The following is a 13,865-nucleotide window of genomic DNA, read 5'->3' as shown; positions in this document are numbered from 1 at the left end:
CGTTTTTAAAACATTATTATTAATATATATTTTAAAATCCGGTTCATTCACTAATGCCAAATTATCAGTAAATGAAAAATTTAGAAGGTAAAAATGTCTTAATTACAGGAGGTGCATCTGGGATTGGAAAGATATTAGTTCATTTAATGTTAGAACGTAAAGCCAACGTAATTATTTGGGATATTAGTCAAGATAACATTAACAAACTACACAATGAAATGGCGCAATTTGGAGCTGTACGCACCTACTTAGTAGACGTATCAAAAATCGACATGGTTCAGAATGTTGCAAAAAAAGTAAAATCAGATGTTGGGGTGGTCGATGTTTTGATCAATAATGCAGGGATAGTTGTTGGGAAATATTTTCATGAACAAACGCCTCAAAACATCTTAAAGACGATGGAAATAAATGCAATGGCTCCCATGTTTGTTACCAAGCAGTTCCTGAATGATATGATGAAACAGAACTCAGGACACATTTGCAATATTGCTTCCTCAGCAGGACTTATTTCCAACCCTCAAATGTCTGTATATGCAGCAAGTAAATGGTCTGTGGTGGGTTGGTCTGATAGTTTACGACTAGAAATGGAGAAGATGAAAAAAAACGTAAAGGTAACGACCATTATGCCTTATTACATCGATACAGGGATGTTTGAGGGCGTTAGATCAAAAATACCAATTCTAAAACCTGAACCTGTAGCACATAAAATCATAAAAGCCATTGAAAAAGATAAAAAAATGGTAACAATACCTGGTTACATCTACAACTTAACACGCTTAGGACAAGCAATATTACCAACAAGTTTATTTGACTGGGTAGTGAATAACGTATTAGGAATTTATAAAACGATGGAAGATTTTACAGGAAGGAAATAGAAAATCATTATAAATATGGAAGATACATCAAAAGATATTATAGATAATTTAGTAAAAAAACAGAAGGACTTTTTTGCTACGAACAAAACTAAAGATATCAGCTTTAGACTAGAGCAACTTCGCAAGCTTAAAAAGGCTGTAGAAAACTATCAAGATAAGTTGGAAGATGCTCTTTGGCAAGATTTACACAAATCACCGGAAGAAGCCTATTTGACCGAATTTAGTATCATAAATAATGAAATTGACAACCACTTAAAAAATCTAAAAACTTGGGCAGAGCCAGAGAAGGTTTCTACACCATTGCACCTTCGTCCATCTACTAGCAAGATACTTTACGAACCTATGGGACTATCACTTATTATAGCACCTTGGAATTATCCTTTTCAACTATTAATAGCTCCACTGATTGGTTCTATAAGTGCAGGATGCTGTACAATATTAAAACCATCCCCTGATGCGCCCAAAACTGCCATCGTCATGCAAGAAATGATTGAAGAAACCTTTGATGAAGAATACATAGGTATTGTTCAAGGTCACCGTGACACCAATGCTATTTTATTGCATGAGCCATTCGATTTCATGTTTTTTACAGGTAGCTCTTCTGTTGGTAAAGTGGTAATGAAAGCTGCAGCTGAGCAATTAATTCCTGTCGTGTTGGAATTAGGCGGTAAAAGTCCATGCATCGTTGATGCTGATGCAAATTTGTATATTGCAGCAAAACGCATCGCTTGGGGAAAATTAATTAATGCAGGTCAAACATGTATTGCACCTGATTATTTATTTGCTCATCACTCTATTAAAGACAAATTGCTGGATAAGATAGCTAAGCAAATTAAAAAAATGTATGGTGATAATATTAAGGAAAGTAGGTTTTACCCTCGGATTGTAACACATAAAGCTGTAGAAAGATTAAAAGAGTTGATGACTGAAGGTAGCATACATACAGGAGGTGAGATTGATTATAAAGAAAAATTTATTGCGCCAACCATCATTGACAATGTGAAACCTGAATTTAAAATCATGCAAGAAGAAATCTTTGGTCCTATTTTACCAGTATTAACATTTAATCATATTGATAAAGCTACAAATTATATAAATAAAAACAATAAACCTCTGGCTTTTTACTATTTTGGTAAAAACAAAAAAGCTAAAGAAGTTTTACAGAACACAACATCAGGAGGAGCATGTATCAATGATACTCTGATGCACATTACAAATCACAACTTACCATTTGGCGGTGTTAATTATAGTGGGATTGGGAAATATCATGGGTATGAGAGTTTTTTAGCGTTTAGCAATAGAAGATCTATTGTCAATACACCTACATGGATAGATATGCCTTTTAAATACGTCCCTTTTAGGTATTTTAACTATATCAAAAGAATATTGTAAAGATGGGTACTCCTCCTAAACGATGATAAGTGAATAGGAATTTAAAACATTTTTATAACACCTATATATCTTAAATTAAAAAATCCTTACACAACTAATGTTCTGTAAGGATTTTTTTTGCGGAGAGAGAGGGATTCGAACCCCCGGACGCTTGCACGTCAACGGTTTTCAAGACCGCCGCATTCGACCACTCTGCCATCTCTCCTGCGTAATATTGCGGTTGCAAAAGTAAGTAATTTATCCTATTTCTGCAACAGTCTTAAATATTTTCTGTGATTTTTTTCTGTATTGCTTTGAACTCTTCTTCAGTAAAATCCAACTTTGGATTCGAAAAGCTCAATGAATCAATCCCCTGCAAGGGTATTAAATGAACATGGGTATGTGGTACTTCCAGGCCTACTACTGCTACTCCTACGCGCTTACAATCGATACTCTTGTCTATTGCTTTTGCGACTTTCTTTGCAAAAACCATCAAACCTCCAAGAAGTTCATCTTCTAGATTAAATATATAATCATTTTCAATCTTAGGAACTACAAGCACGTGTCCTTCTGCTATTGGATTGATATCCAAAAACGCATAATACTTATCATCCTCAGCTATCTTATAGCTAGGAATCTCACCGTTGATTATTTTTGTAAATATCGTTGCCATTAGATACTGATTTCCATAATTTCAAAAGGGATTATGCCAGAGGGCACTTGTACTTCAGCTACATCACCCACTTTCTTACCAATCAGTCCTTTCGCAATCGGTGTATTAATGGAAAGCTTCCCTTCTTTAAAATTTGACTCTGATTCTGAAACTAAAGTATAGGTCATCACAGAACCTGTTTTTTGGTTCTTAATGGTTACTTTATTCAGCATTTGTACTTGATTGGTATCAATACGTGATTCATCAATAATACGAGCGTTAGAGATTTGTGACTCAATATGAGCAATCCTTGCTTCTAACATTCCCTGTGCTTCCTTTGCGGCATCGTATTCTGCATTTTCTGAGAGGTCTCCTTTGTCTCTTGCTTCTGCAATCTGTTTAGAGATCTCAGGACGTTCTACCGATACCATATGCTTTAGCTTCTTTTTTAGGTTATCCAAACCTTCTTGTGTCATATATGACGCTTTCTTTTCGCTACTCATAACATTTGTATTTTAATTTTTTCTCTATTTTCTATAAAAAAGAATTGCTCCTACCTAAAGGTTACATACAATTCATAAATTTTAATCTTGCTTAGTTCTTTTAGAAACGTGGTCGCAGTATTTCCGAATAAATAACTGCTTTTGTCCAATCTATTTCAGTGACATCCAATCCTGGGCTGTCTTCTTTGTCCTCAGGCACGATCACTTTTAATTTAGCTAATCTTTTTTTTCTCGCTTTATGCTTAACACTGTCTTTGTAAGGGTCTCTATCAAAAAACGTTTTTGCTACTTTCTCTTTCTTCTCCTCTACAAACTCTTCAACAATCTCTTCAATATGCTGTGCCTGATCTTCTTCCAGAATTGTTTCAAAATCATCTATAGACGTTTCAGTGGGCAACGATGGACTGCGCATAGGAGTCCTCTTCGCCTTTTGCTTCTTGTTGGATATTACTGAGCTAATTACCCAGACAACACCTGCAACAACATACAATAATATTTGAAATCCGTCTTCCATTTATGAGCTATCACATTATACAGCAAAATGATTACCTTTGCTCCTATCAAAGATAATCATTTTCTACCTATGTGTACAAAGATAAACATTTTTTTGATAGTAACGATTGCGTTCTTTTTTTTATCATGTGAAAAAGAGGATAATCAAGTCAACCCTATTCCTGATATTAGAGTAAATATTTCTATTAATATTTTAACAACTCCAGAATTACAGAGTGCGTTACAGCCAAAATACATTGGAAGTGCAAATGGTCAAAAGGTTGGATATAAAGGACACGGCATTTATGTCACAAAAATTAACAGCAATGAATTCAGAGCATTTGATGCTAGCTGTACCTTATTGAGTAATGACTCTAACCATTCTGAAATAGAGGAACACCTTATTCAAGAAAATAATAAACTCATAGTGTATTGTCCGAAATGCAAAAGCAAATTTAATCTCTTAGATGGTAATGTGCAATCAGGACCGGCAAAGGAGGGACTATCTGAGTATAGAACAGCTTATTCGGGTAATAATTTGAGAATCTACAACTAATTTATCTTAAAGAAATTCTCTATAAATTTTTTGTCTTTTTTCAGTTGTTCTTTAAGTGCTTCGAGGCTTTCGAATTTTACTTCATCACGAATTCTTCTGATAAAAGACACACGCAACTCGTCTCCATATATATTTTTAGAGAAATTAAAAATATGAACTTCCACTTTACGTTCATTTCGGCGACTTACGCTGGGCCTAGTACCTATATTAAGCATTCCATAGAATTTCTTCGATTTATGATAAACGTGCACAGCATAAACTCCAGTTTTTGGCAATAATTTATAGGGATTGTTTTGGTCTAAATTAGCAGTTGGAAATCCTATAGTACGTCCGATTTTATCTCCGTCAATAACTTTCCCTTTTAAAGAGTAGTTATAAGACAACATTTTGGATGCTATCTCTACTTCGCCATTGGAAATTAACTGGCGAATTGCTGATGAGCTTACATTTTTGTCATCAATTTGCAACTGTGGCGTCTGCGCTATATTCACGTTATTTTTGCCACACAGTCTTGATAACATTTCAAAATTTCCTCCTCTATTTTTCCCAAATTTATGATCATACCCAACCAAAAGTGTGTGAATGTTAAGTTTGTCAATCAGGATATCTTTAAAAAACTTCTCATAGGGTAAATTTGAAAATTCTTCGGTAAATGAAATAATTAAAAGATGATCGACTCCCAACTCACTAAAACGATAAATCTTTTCAGTTAATGTGTTCAGTAACAACGTTTTACTTTCTTTTGTAGCAACAATGTGTCTCGGATGTGGATCAAATGTAATTACTACAGATTCACCTTCAACCCGACTAGCTTCCTTTAGTAAATTCTTTATTACTGAACGATGCCCTACATGCACCCCATCGAAGGTACCAATGGTCACTACTGGTCTGAAAACCTGAAACTTAAAGTTATCGAAATGTACTTCCATCTAATTATTTTACTACAAAGATAAGAATACTGTTCTAAAGCAGTTATACTAAAAAAAAGATTTTATTCTTTTATTCTTTTATTATCTTTGGGCAATCTTAAAATTAAAAACGATGAATCAAACAACAGTAAAAGAAGGACATCCGAAAGGACTCTATGTTCTATTTATGGCAGAGATGTGGGAGCGTTTTTGTTATTATGGAATGAGAGTTCTCTTGACACTTTATTTAGTGAAACAATTATTGTACGCAGATTCTGATGCGTATCTTATTTACGGTTCGTATACCGCACTAGTATATCTTGCCCCAGTTTTTGGAGGTAGAATTGCAGATGCATGGTTAGGTTATCGAAAAGCTATTATTTTCGGTGCACTAGCAATGGCACTAGGGGAATTCATGATCTTAGGAGGAACAGCTGACTGGTTATTCTGGGGTATGGGATTCTTAATTATAGGTAACGGTTATTTCAAAGCAAATATTTCTAGTATTGTAGGAAAACTATATCGAGATGGCGATCCACGTAGAGATTCAGGTTTTACGATTTTCTATATTGGTATTAATGTAGGTGCCCTCTTAGCAACACTTATTGTTTCTTATGTAGGTGAAACTTATGGTTTTAAATACGGTTTCGGTCTTGCCGGTATTGGTATGTTATTAGGTTTCCTAATCTTTGTTGCGGGGTCAAAGCATTTCCGTGAACAATCTAATCCTCCAAGTGTTGAGAAATTGAAGAAAAAAGTTGGTGGAATTATTCCTTTAGAATATCTAATCTACATCTTATCAATAGCAATGGTACCTGTGATTTACTACCTTGTAAACCAAAATACCATTGTTCAATACCTTCTGGCTGTGTCAGGCGTAGGTATGATTGCTTACTTAATTTATGAAGGAGTTAAGGGAGGAAAAGTTCTTTTAGACAGAATGATTCTTTTTGTTATCCTTTGTCTTTTTAATGTTGTTTTCTGGGCATTATTTGAGCAAGCAGGAACATCATTGACATTATTTGCTGACACCAACGTAGATAGAAACATATTTGGAATATTTGAGATGACTGCTGGTAATACACAGTTTTTTAATCCATTTTATATTATTGTTTTTGGATCGTTATTTTCTGTGATGTGGCTGAAATTGGATAAAATTGGCATGAACCCAAATATCCCAATGAAATTTGGATTAGGTATTATCCAATTAGGTCTAGGATATTTAGTAGTACAACTTGGTGCTCAATTTGCTCCTGATTATAAAGTGCCTATTTGGACATTAGGTTTACTTTATATGCTACATACAACTGGTGAATTATTCATTTCTCCGATTGGTTTATCAATGGTAACGAAACTAGCACCTGCAAAGCTTACAGGTACTGTAATGGGAGTTTGGTTCCTATCAACTGCAGCTGCAAACTTTTTAGCAGGGAAGATTGCTACACTCACAGGTGGTCACCATGTTGAGGGTGTAGAGTCTGTTGCTGCGTCTCCAGCAGAAAGTTTAGCTACTTATACTGATGTGTATACTCAATTAGGTATGTGGGCAGTAGGAATTGGTCTATTTGCTGTAGTACTATCTCCACTACTTAAAAAATTATTACACGGAGTAAAATAAAACTAAATCTATAACTATTTGAAAGAAGAAAGCTAAATATGAACTTTCTTCTTTTTTTATACCTTTACAGTAAAAAACCAATGCTAAGATGAATATGAAAAATATTGGATCTTTTCCACATAAAATTTACTCATATCATACCAAGGATATGTATGGTAACGTTTCGTTAAACAAACTATTACCTTTGATTTTAGATAGTGCCGGTTCTCATGCGGAGATATTAGACATCAGTAAGGAACTATTATTAGAAAAGGGGTATACCTGGGTTCTTTCACGAATCAACTTAGTTCTAAACAAATTAGTTTCAGACGTTGACATAATCTATGTGGATACTTGGATTCAAAAGGTCAGATCAGCATTTTCCATTCGCTTATTCGAGGTACATGATGATAATGGTCAAATCCTAGCACGTGGGGTCAGCTATTGGTCAATTATTGATACCAAAACCCGAAGCATCGCTCCTATTCGTAAAGTTATAGGTGATAATGACAAAACAAACTCTAAAGAGATTCCCTGCAAAACACCTCAAAAGTTGATCTTTGAAAAAGGTGAATTGGTTGGACAAGTCATAGCACAATATTCTGATTTAGACTACAACAAACATGTTAATAGCAACAGGTATGTTGAATGGGGAATTAATACATTGAGTCCAAAATTTCTTGCAAGACATCAATTATGCCAATTGGAACTTAATTATAATCATGAAGTCTATTGGAATAATGAAATTAAAATCTACAAGACTGATACAGCTACTCATAGTGATATAGAACTATATAATGCGAGTCAAGAACAAACTGCCTGTATGATGCGACTCCATTTTGAGCCTAGAGATCAGAGGGATAAGTAATTTTTTTATTTTCAATGCTGCCTTTTACAATATGTATTGGAATAGAAGGCAGATAATGATGTACCACTCCACAGTCATCTGTAGCTTTAAAGTCAGGATCTAAATAGGCCAATTCATAAGCTTTAAGTATTATATCAGAGTGAAAACCTTGTGGTGTTTGGGCTAAATATACATTTTCACGAGGAGGTATCGATACAATCTCGTCATCGGCATTGGTAATTAAAACGGTTTCAGTAGCTGGAATTGCTAAATTAACGGCTTTATGTTTGTCGAGTGCACGTATAATATCTGATAGTATATCACCACTCACATAAGGACGTACTGCATCATGTATCAGGACTTTGCAAGGTTCATAACCAGATAGTTTTTTCAGCGCATTTCTACTTGAGTCGCTTCGTTCCTTACCTCCTGAAACCACCGTCTGTAACTTTGAAAAAATATATTTATCAGAAAGTGCTATAAACTCATCTCTAAATTTTTCATTGATTACCAAGATAATCTCATCAATACCAGAATGTTTTTGAAAAGCTTCTAAACTATGAATAACAATAGGTTTATCTCCAATCTCAAGAAATTGTTTCGGTTTATCACTTTCCATGCGCATTCCTACTCCGCCTGCTAATACTATTGCTATTGTTTTCATGACAGCTTATTTATAAATGTTATATTCTCCAACATCAGTAAGAATATCCACACCATCTTCAGTTACTAAAACAGTATGTTCAAATTGTGCAGAATATTTGCCATCAATCGTACGTGCAGTCCAGCCATCTTCTTTATCAATTACAGCTTTTGCTCTTCCTAAATTAATCATAGGTTCAATAGTAAAAGTCATTCCAGGCTTAAACTTAGGCCCGTCTATTTTACGTCCAATATGTTCCACCTGTGGTTCTTCATGAAATTCCAAACCTACACCGTGTCCGCAAAACTCATAAACAACACTATAGTTTTTCTTTTTAGCATAACTGGCAATAACATGTCCTATTGCACCAAAACGATTACCAGGTCTTACTTCATCAATTGCCAAATACATCATTTCTTCTGTGTCTATAACAAGTTCTTCTACCTCTTGTGCAACATCACCAATGGTAAACATCGTACTGGTATCTCCGAAATATCCATTTAAAATAGTTGTTACATCTATATTCAAAATGTCACCTTCTTTCAATACAGTTTTTTCACTAGGGATACCATGACATATAACATCATTCAAAGAAATGCAACATGACTTTGGAAATCCATTATAGTTTAATGTTGCGGGAATTGCGTTATGATCACGAATGTACTCATCTATAATCTTATCTAAATAAGCAGTATGAACGCCTTCTTTCACATAATCAGCAATCATTTTCAAACAATTTCCTGCTAATTGTGAACTCTTACGAATTCCAGCAATTTGTTCTGGTGTTTTTATTATAATGCTCATATTTGTCTATATTTTATAGTTACAAAGGTAAGGAAAATAAAAAGAAAGACGTAATTTTAGCACCATGCAAAAGATAGGTTTACTTTCAGATACTCATTCTTATTTAGACCCTCAGCTTAAAGAATTCTTTGCTCCATGCGATGAAATTTGGCATGCTGGTGATGTAGGCAGTATTGAGGTCATCAATCAACTGGAACAATGGAAACCTTTACGCTGTGTATATGGAAATATTGATGACCACAAGTTACGTGCTGAGTTCCCTGAAATACAATTTTTTTATTGTGAAAAAGTAAAAGTCCTGATGATTCATATTGGAGGAAAACCCAAAGCTTATAGAGCTAGTGCATTAGCCGCCATTGGAGAGTTTCGACCTCAGCTTTTTATCTGCGGGCATTCCCACATTTTGAAGGTCGAGTATGATAAGGAATACGAAATGTTATTCGTAAATCCCGGAGCTTCTGGTAAGCATGGATTTCACCACGTACGAACAGCTGTTCGTTTTACAATCGAGAATGAAAATATCAAGGACTTTGAAATTATAGAACTAGGAGTGCGAGGATAGATTATTTCTTCCCCGCCCTTTTTCTTTCCATTTCTGTTAAATGAACTTTACGTAAACGAATAGATTTAGGTGTTACCTCTACCAATTCATCAGATTGAATATATTCTAAGGCTTCCTCTAAGGTAAATTTAGTAGGAGGTGCTAGCTTCACTTTTTCATCATTCCCAGAAGAGCGCATATTACTCAGCTTTTTCGTTTTTGTAACATTTACGGTGAGATCATTGGGGCGTGTGTGTTCTCCGATAACCTGTCCTTCGTAAATTTCCTCATTTGGTGCAACAAAGAATCTTCCTCTGTCTTGCAGATTATTCAAACTGTAGGGAATGGCTTTTCCTGGCTCTAAACTAATCAAAGAGCCTTTTATACGTTCTGGAATATCTCCTTTATATGGTGCATATTCCGTAAAGCGGTGAGTCATTACTGCTTCTCCCATCGTTGAGACAATAATTTGGTTTCTTAATCCAATTAGACCACGAGATGGGATATTAAACATCAAAAACATACGTCCTCCTCGAGGTTCCATATTGTGCATCTCCCCTTTTCGCTGCGTCACCAATTCAACAACAGTCCCTGCCATCTCTTCCGGGACATCAATATTCAACTCTTCCATCGGCTCACAACGCTTACCATCTATTTCTTTGAATAACACCTGTGGCTGACCAATTTGTAATTCATAGCCTTCACGACGCATGGTCTCTATAAGTATTGATAAGTGCAAAACACCTCGACCATGTACTTTAAATACATCAGCTGAACCTGTTTCTTCAACACGCAATGCTAAATTCTTTTCTAACTCACTTTCTAGACGTTCTCGTATATGTCTTGAGGTCACCAATTTACCTTCTCTACCGAAGAATGGACTATCATTAATCATAAATGACATACTCATAGTTGGCTCATCAATCGTGATATGACGTAAAGCTTTCGGGTTTTCGATGTCAGCAACAGTATCACCAATATCAAAGCCTTCTAGTCCTGTAAGTGCACAAATTTCGCCTGGTTGCAATTCGTCAACTTGCACCTGTTCAAGTCCATCAAAAATATTTAGTTCTTTAACAACTGACTTTCTAATAGAACCATCACGAGCCACTAAAGCGACTTTCATATTGGAACGTAAAACCCCTGAATACAACCTCCCTACAGCAATTCGCCCTTTGTAAGACGAATATTGAAGAGACGTGATTAACATTTGTAAGGTTTCTCCCGCCTCCACTTGTGGCTCAGGAATATATTCTATTATTGCTTCTAAAAGCGTTTCTATACTGGTTGTAGGCTTCTTCCAATCGTCACTCATCCAGCCATTCTTTGCCGAACCATAAATTGTTGGAAAATCCAATTGGTCTTCAGTAGCTCCTAGCGAAAACATCAAATCAAAAACCGCTTCCATCGCTTCGTCAGGCTTACAGTTTTCCTTATCCACTTTATTGATAACTACGATTGGTTTCAATCCTAATTCGATAGCTTTTTGTAAGACAAAACGTGTTTGAGGCATCGGTCCTTCAAAAGCATCTACAATAAGGAGCACTCCGTCTGCCATATTAAGCACTCGCTCAACTTCACCGCCAAAGTCTGCGTGACCAGGAGTATCTATCACATTTATTTTATAGTCCTTATATCGAACTGATACATTCTTTGATAAAATGGTGATTCCTCTTTCACGTTCCAAGTCATTGGAATCCATAATCAAATCACCAGCTTTTTCTTGTGTTTTTTGGTCTTGACCAAATTTTATCATCTCGTCAACCAAGGTTGTTTTTCCATGGTCTACGTGAGCGATGATAGCAATATTTCGTAATTTCTGCATGTTCTTTTCTAAAAATAATTCGGCAAAGGTAAGTTTTATAACTAAACTATTACTACTTCTCAAATAAATTCAGTATTAAGTTTCAAAGTTTTATACTATTTCCCTTTATTACAAGAAGATCATTTAGAGCATATAAAAGTACTATATTTGTAATAGTATTCATTCAATTTAGGATAAAGTAAATGTTAAGAACCACTCCAGAAGACTTTATGAGACAAGCACTCATTGAGGCTGAAAAAGCCTACGATAAGGATGAAGTGCCTATAGGTGCTGTTGTAGTTCACAATAACAGAATAATCGCACGTGCTCACAACTTAACCGAGCGACTAAACGATACAACCGCACACGCTGAAATGCAAGTAATTACAGCTACAAGCAACTTGATAGGAGGTAAATATTTAAAGAACTGCACTATATATGTTACCTTAGAGCCTTGTGTAATGTGTGCAGGGGGCTTAGCATGGGCACAGCTAGAGCAGTTAGTCTTTGGGGCATACGACAATGTCAGAGGATATAGTAATTACAGTCCTCCCCTTCTTCACAAACGCACCAAAGTCACAGGCGGTATTTTAGAAGATGAATGTTCACTATTAATACGAGAATTCTTTAAAAAGAAAAGATAATTTCTATCTATTCCCATTCGATGGTTGCAGGTGGTTTAGAGCTGATATCATAAACGACTCTATTAATCCCTCTTACTTGATTGATAATCTGGTTTGAAACCTTTGCTAAAAACTCGTAAGGTAAATGACACCAGTCTGCTGTCATTCCATCGGTAGAAGTCACAGCACGTAAAGCTACAGCTTTTTCATAAGTACGCTCATCACCCATCACTCCAACTGATTGAACTGGTAATAAAATTGTTCCGGCTTGCCACACTTCATCATATAAACCTTCCTCAATAAGTCCATTTATATAAATAGCATCTGCTTCTTGCAGTAATCGCACATTCTCTGCATTTACTTCCCCTAAAATACGAATGCCTAATCCCGGTCCAGGGAAAGGATGACGTTTGATGAAATTCTCAGGCAATCCAATACTTCGCCCCACTCTACGCACTTCATCTTTAAATAAAATCCGTAAAGGCTCTACCACTTTTAATGTCATAAAATCTGGTAAGCCCCCCACATTATGATGTGATTTAATGGTCTTTGAAGGCCCATTAACTGATTGGGATTCTATAACGTCAGGATATATGGTTCCTTGAGCTAACCAAGTAGCTCCTTCTATCTTCTTAGCTTCTCTGTCAAAAACATCAATAAAAGTATTACCTATCGCTTTTCTCTTCGCTTCTGGCTCTGTTATTCCTTTCAAATTTTCGAGAAATTCGTCACTAGCGTCTACACCTATTACATTAAGTCCTAAAACTTCATAATCTTTAAGTACAGTCGTAAATTCATCTTTACGAAGCAGACCATTATCTACAAAAATACAAGTGAGATTTTTTCCTATTGCTCGATGTAGTAGCATAGCAGCCACTGTTGAATCAACACCTCCCGATAAACCGAGAATTACTTTATCATCACCAATTTTCTCTCTTAATTGTTTTTCTGATTCCTCTGCAAAAGCTTCTGATGTCCATTCTGGTTTACATTTACAAACATCAAAAAGAAAATTAGCTAAAATCTTTTTCCCTTCGGTTGAATGATAAACTTCCGGATGAAATTGAATGCCATATACTGGTTTGTCTTTCCACTCAAAACACACATTCATGACATCTTTACTTCCAGCAATTCGCTTAGCCTTTGGAGGCAATTCGGTAATCGTGTCTCCGTGCGACATCCACACTTGACTATTGTCTAAGACATCCTTAAAAAGTACAGATTCGGCTCCAGCTGTAGTGTCAAGTATTGCTCTACCATATTCACGCTTATCGGTGTTTTCTACTTTACCACCATAATGTTTAGCTAAATATTGAGCACCGTAGCAGACGCCCAAAACAGGAACTTTCTCAACGATAGTTTCTAAATGTACTTTAGGAGCATCGGTATCATTCACAGAATATGGACTTCCCGATAAGATTATTCCTAAGAGATCGGTATAATCTATCTCTTTGAAATAAGGGACTATTTCACAATATACCTCTAATTCACGAACTCTTCTCGCTATCAGTTGTGTGTATTGGGAACCAAAATCTATAATTAAAATCTTCTTTTGCATATTCTGTTGTATTTTTTTGAATCTCGATTTGATATTGCTACCATATTTTATGACAAAGATATAAAAACCTCTCACTATTTTTCAGTGATTC

At 35.6% G+C, this 13,865-nt stretch carries 15 protein-coding genes and 1 tRNA gene; 7 read left to right on the top strand and 9 right to left on the bottom strand.

The features are described 5' to 3' along the window. The first annotated feature begins 71 nt into the window (after positions 1-71). Complete coding sequence (locus tag C7377_RS03720) at positions 72-875, top strand: SDR family oxidoreductase (RefSeq protein ID WP_116495974.1); 804 nt, start codon at positions 72-74, stop codon at positions 873-875. A gap of 15 nt (positions 876-890) precedes the next feature. Further along, positions 891-2,267, top strand: coding sequence for an aldehyde dehydrogenase family protein (locus C7377_RS03715; RefSeq protein ID WP_116495973.1), 1,377 nt, complete (start codon positions 891-893; stop codon positions 2,265-2,267). 120 nt (positions 2,268-2,387) lie between these two features. Here C7377_RS03715 and C7377_RS03710 read toward each other — a convergent pair. The 4 genes from C7377_RS03710 to C7377_RS03695 form a co-directional block, all read right to left on the bottom strand. Then, positions 2,388-2,472, bottom strand: a tRNA-Ser gene (locus tag C7377_RS03710). Between the two features lie 54 nt (positions 2,473-2,526). Beyond that, on the bottom strand, positions 2,527-2,919 hold the full coding sequence (locus tag C7377_RS03705) for an HIT family protein (protein WP_116495972.1): 393 nt from the start codon (positions 2,917-2,919) through the stop codon (positions 2,527-2,529). Continuing rightward, positions 2,919-3,401: a transcription elongation factor GreA gene (gene greA / locus C7377_RS03700; RefSeq protein ID WP_116495971.1), complete on the bottom strand. Its 483-nt coding sequence runs from the start codon at positions 3,399-3,401 to the stop codon at positions 2,919-2,921. The genes C7377_RS03705 and greA overlap by 1 nt, the downstream gene beginning before the upstream one ends. 100 nt (positions 3,402-3,501) lie before the next feature. Beyond that, complete coding sequence (locus C7377_RS03695) at positions 3,502-3,915, bottom strand: hypothetical protein (protein WP_116495970.1); 414 nt, start codon at positions 3,913-3,915, stop codon at positions 3,502-3,504. 69 nt (positions 3,916-3,984) lie between these two features. Between C7377_RS03695 and C7377_RS03690 the strand changes: the two genes are divergently transcribed. After that, a complete protein-coding gene (locus C7377_RS03690) occupies positions 3,985-4,449 on the top strand; it encodes a Rieske (2Fe-2S) protein (RefSeq protein ID WP_133241455.1) in 465 nt (154 codons plus the stop codon). Here the strand turns inward: C7377_RS03690 and C7377_RS03685 are convergent. Continuing rightward, positions 4,446-5,378: a bifunctional riboflavin kinase/FAD synthetase gene (locus tag C7377_RS03685; RefSeq protein ID WP_116495968.1), complete on the bottom strand. Its 933-nt coding sequence runs from the start codon at positions 5,376-5,378 to the stop codon at positions 4,446-4,448. The genes C7377_RS03690 and C7377_RS03685 overlap by 4 nt on opposite strands. A gap of 112 nt (positions 5,379-5,490) precedes the next feature. On the opposite strand from C7377_RS03685, the gene C7377_RS03680 reads away from it, so the two are divergent. Together C7377_RS03680 and C7377_RS03675 are read left to right on the top strand one after the other, a co-directional pair. Continuing rightward, entirely contained in the window at positions 5,491-6,975 is a 1,485-nt protein-coding gene (locus tag C7377_RS03680; RefSeq protein ID WP_116495967.1) for a peptide MFS transporter, read from the top strand. An 88-nt stretch (positions 6,976-7,063) separates the two neighbouring features. Beyond that, positions 7,064-7,822: an acyl-[acyl-carrier-protein] thioesterase gene (locus C7377_RS03675; RefSeq protein ID WP_116495966.1), complete on the top strand. Its 759-nt coding sequence runs from the start codon at positions 7,064-7,066 to the stop codon at positions 7,820-7,822. Here the strand turns inward: C7377_RS03675 and ispD are convergent. Together ispD and map are read right to left on the bottom strand one after the other, a co-directional pair. After that, a complete protein-coding gene (ispD, locus tag C7377_RS03670; RefSeq protein ID WP_116495965.1) occupies positions 7,800-8,465 on the bottom strand; it encodes a 2-C-methyl-D-erythritol 4-phosphate cytidylyltransferase in 666 nt (221 codons plus the stop codon). The two genes, C7377_RS03675 and ispD, sit on opposite strands and share 23 nt — an antisense overlap. Positions 8,466-8,471: 6 nt before the next feature. Next, positions 8,472-9,248: a type I methionyl aminopeptidase gene (gene map, locus C7377_RS03665; protein WP_116495964.1), complete on the bottom strand. Its 777-nt coding sequence runs from the start codon at positions 9,246-9,248 to the stop codon at positions 8,472-8,474. 64 nt (positions 9,249-9,312) lie between these two features. Here map and C7377_RS03660 point away from each other — a divergent pair, with 64 nt between their 5' ends. Further along, a complete protein-coding gene (locus C7377_RS03660) occupies positions 9,313-9,810 on the top strand; it encodes a metallophosphoesterase family protein (RefSeq protein ID WP_116495963.1) in 498 nt (165 codons plus the stop codon). 1 nt (position 9,811) lies between these two features. Here C7377_RS03660 and typA read toward each other — a convergent pair whose 3' ends face one another. Beyond that, positions 9,812-11,614, bottom strand: coding sequence for a translational GTPase TypA (typA, locus tag C7377_RS03655; RefSeq protein ID WP_116495962.1), 1,803 nt, complete (start codon positions 11,612-11,614; stop codon positions 9,812-9,814). Between the two features lie 182 nt (positions 11,615-11,796). Between typA and C7377_RS03650 the strand changes: the two genes are divergently transcribed. Next, entirely contained in the window at positions 11,797-12,237 is a 441-nt protein-coding gene (locus C7377_RS03650) for a nucleoside deaminase (protein WP_116495961.1), read from the top strand. A gap of 7 nt (positions 12,238-12,244) precedes the next feature. Here the strand turns inward: C7377_RS03650 and guaA are convergent, their stop codons facing one another. Continuing rightward, positions 12,245-13,774: a glutamine-hydrolyzing GMP synthase gene (guaA, locus tag C7377_RS03645; RefSeq protein WP_116496220.1), complete on the bottom strand. Its 1,530-nt coding sequence runs from the start codon at positions 13,772-13,774 to the stop codon at positions 12,245-12,247. Positions 13,775-13,865: the final 91 nt, after the last annotated feature.

Source organism: Balneicella halophila (assembly GCF_003096835.1).
In the GTDB taxonomy this organism is placed as follows: domain Bacteria; phylum Bacteroidota; class Bacteroidia; order Bacteroidales; family Balneicellaceae; genus Balneicella; species Balneicella halophila.
This window is presented reverse-complemented; position numbering and strand designations above follow the sequence as displayed.

Bases quoted from the DNA above. Each gene is read 5' to 3' on its own strand.
- C7377_RS03720 (WP_116495974.1), top strand. From the start codon at position 72: ATGAAAAATTTAGAAGGTAAAAATGTCTTAATTACAGGAGGTGCATCT.
- C7377_RS03715 (WP_116495973.1), top strand. From the start codon at position 891: ATGGAAGATACATCAAAAGATATTATAGATAATTTAGTAAAAAAACAG.
- C7377_RS03705 (WP_116495972.1), bottom strand. From the start codon at position 2,919: ATGGCAACGATATTTACAAAAATAATCAACGGTGAGATTCCTAGCTAT.
- greA (WP_116495971.1), bottom strand. From the start codon at position 3,401: ATGAGTAGCGAAAAGAAAGCGTCATATATGACACAAGAAGGTTTGGAT.
- C7377_RS03695 (WP_116495970.1), bottom strand. From the start codon at position 3,915: ATGGAAGACGGATTTCAAATATTATTGTATGTTGTTGCAGGTGTTGTC.
- C7377_RS03690 (WP_133241455.1), top strand. From the start codon at position 3,985: ATGTGTACAAAGATAAACATTTTTTTGATAGTAACGATTGCGTTCTTT.
- C7377_RS03685 (WP_116495968.1), bottom strand. From the start codon at position 5,378: ATGGAAGTACATTTCGATAACTTTAAGTTTCAGGTTTTCAGACCAGTA.
- C7377_RS03680 (WP_116495967.1), top strand. From the start codon at position 5,491: ATGAATCAAACAACAGTAAAAGAAGGACATCCGAAAGGACTCTATGTT.
- C7377_RS03675 (WP_116495966.1), top strand. From the start codon at position 7,064: ATGAATATGAAAAATATTGGATCTTTTCCACATAAAATTTACTCATAT.
- ispD (WP_116495965.1), bottom strand. From the start codon at position 8,465: ATGAAAACAATAGCAATAGTATTAGCAGGCGGAGTAGGAATGCGCATG.
- map (WP_116495964.1), bottom strand. From the start codon at position 9,248: ATGAGCATTATAATAAAAACACCAGAACAAATTGCTGGAATTCGTAAG.
- C7377_RS03660 (WP_116495963.1), top strand. From the start codon at position 9,313: ATGCAAAAGATAGGTTTACTTTCAGATACTCATTCTTATTTAGACCCT.
- typA (WP_116495962.1), bottom strand. From the start codon at position 11,614: ATGCAGAAATTACGAAATATTGCTATCATCGCTCACGTAGACCATGGA.
- C7377_RS03650 (WP_116495961.1), top strand. From the start codon at position 11,797: ATGTTAAGAACCACTCCAGAAGACTTTATGAGACAAGCACTCATTGAG.
- guaA (WP_116496220.1), bottom strand. From the start codon at position 13,774: ATGCAAAAGAAGATTTTAATTATAGATTTTGGTTCCCAATACACACAA.